The sequence below is a fragment of the uncultured Succinatimonas sp. genome (assembly GCF_905203285.1).
In the GTDB taxonomy this organism is placed as follows: Bacteria; Pseudomonadota; Gammaproteobacteria; order Enterobacterales; family Succinivibrionaceae; genus Succinatimonas.
The window spans coordinates 1-2,041 of record NZ_CAJKVK010000145.1 but is presented as its reverse complement, the minus strand read 5'-3'; the positions used below and the strand labels follow the sequence as shown (position 1 = coordinate 2,041).

The 2,041-nt window shown below is 32.8% G+C and carries 2 protein-coding genes; both read right to left on the bottom strand.

Going from position 1 to position 2,041, the window contains the following annotated elements:
* Nucleotides 1-126 precede the first annotated feature (126 nt).
* Nucleotides 127-1,173 (bottom strand): DctP family TRAP transporter solute-binding subunit, encoded by a 1,047-nt coding sequence (locus QZ019_RS09685; RefSeq protein ID WP_295484613.1) that lies wholly within the window; start codon nt 1,171-1,173, stop codon nt 127-129.
* A gap of 295 nt (nt 1,174-1,468) precedes the next feature.
* Nucleotides 1,469-2,041, bottom strand: a 573-nt coding sequence (locus QZ019_RS09680; protein ID WP_295484611.1) for a FadR/GntR family transcriptional regulator, incomplete at its 5' end; no start/stop codon positions are given.

Below are 2,041 nucleotides of genomic sequence, written 5' to 3'. Positions count from 1 at the left end.
TAAAAACACATAGCGAGCAAAAACATTTACGCATGTCAAAATAGTCATTGCCAGCAAAATAATTGCGCAAATATTATCTTCAATATTGTTTAGAAACTTTTTCATACTCTGGTTTCTCCCTGCCATTTATTGAACGCCCCAAGCCTTACAAGCCTTTTCACCATAAACGGCTTTATATTTTTCTATTAACGGTTTAACTACCTCTTTAAATTCAGCAATTTGCGATTCAGAGAGTTCGTCAACCTCACAACCATTCTTTTCTATAAATTCTTGTTTTATATTGCTTTCTTCTGCTACAGCTAATTTATTAATTTCTTTACAAGCTTGTTCTGCACATTCCCTGACTAACTCCTGAGAAGCCGCATTTAACTTATTAAAATGTTCAGTGTTTGCTGTAAATGTAAATGCTTCATACGTATAGTTAGTTATTGAAATGTACTTTTGAACTTCTTGAATATTTGCAGATTTAATAGTACTTAACGAGTTATCATGTCCATCAATTGTTCCCTGTTGTAAAGCTGTGAAAACTTCACCCCAGCTCATAGCTTGCGGACTTGCTCCAAAAGCCTCATAGAAAGCGTAGAATAATTCACCTCCCGGAATTCTAATTTTTAAACCATTTAAATCTTTAGGTTCTAAAATCGGATGCTTACTGTTGGTAATAGCTTTAAAACCGTTGTGGACCGCGCCCAGATAAGTAAGACCTTTAGGTGCTAATACTTCATTTAGATATTTACCTCCGTCTCCAAAAAAAGCATCTTCAGCAGCCTGATAGTCTTTAAATAACCAAGGTAAAGTACTAATCATGATTCTTTGATCAAGATTTCCCATAATTGATGTTGAGTGCAAATCAAAATCAACAATACCTAGCGCAGCTAACTCCAAACCTTTCTTTTGATTGTTAGAAGCCAACTGATCGTTATCAAAAACTCTTACAGTCATTGCTCCATTGGATTTCTCTTCAAGCAATTCTGCAAAGCGTTTTGCAGCTCTTGTATCATTTGCCACATCAGTGCCGTTACAGCTCAAAAGCAAATCAGCTTTTGTATAGATACCGCTAGTTATGTTTTGCTGCTTAGCATCATCTTGATTGCAGCCGGATAAAACTAAGCACGCTAAGCTAAATGCGGCTGTTAATATCAAACCGCTAGTGCCTTTAAACTTTCTTTTCATTAGAAATGTCTCCCTAAATCGCCATAGCGAAGATAATACATAATACATAATACATATGACGTATTATCTTTAAATAAATTTTAGGAAAAGCCCTAACTATGGAATGTGAAATAGCGCAAATTATTTGAAAGTAAAAGATTTCAATTGAAACTTAAAAAAGTCTTAATGATTATGTTTGTATATCAAATAGATAGTATTTTAAATCAGGACAAGAATTAGATTTAGATCAAAAATTTTTAATAAAATCAAATTTAAATTTGTTCGTTTTTATGAAACAGATCACGTTTTTAATAATTTAATGTTTGTGAGAATGCCACATAGAATAACTTATTGATTCTTTAGCTTTATTTATATCTCTTGCTCTTAATGCTGCACATATCATCCTATGATTGCTTACTGCTGTTATTTCTGATTTTGTTCCAGCGTAATCCTGCTTCATAAAAGGAAAACTTAAACACAAAATTACTCTATACAATCCTTCAACAAGGGGATTATCTGCAGCTTCTGCTAAAGAAGCATGAAAATCAAAATCCAACTCAACCAATCTTTGTGCATCCAAATCTTCAGAAGATTCAATTTCTTTTTGCATAGTATTAATTTGAGATTCTAAGCTATCTATTTGTTTTTCAGAAATATTATTTATAATATTTTCAAATATTGCCGTTTCAAACATAAATCTCAATTCAATTATTTGATCTTCACTTAATTGAGAAAGAATGACACTAAATAATAAAGGCTCTAACGCTTTTGAAATATCTCCTTGAGTAACAAAAGTTCCGCTTCCACGTTTTATATCGACAACACCAATAGATTGCAAAACCTTTATTGCTTCACGAACAGATCCTCTGCCAACTTGCAGTTGCTCTGC

What these genes read in the sequence shown, in the direction of transcription:
- QZ019_RS09685 (WP_295484613.1), bottom strand. Translation starts at nt 1,173, where the DNA reads ATGAAAAGAAAGTTTAAAGGCACTAGCGGTTTGATATTAACAGCCGCA.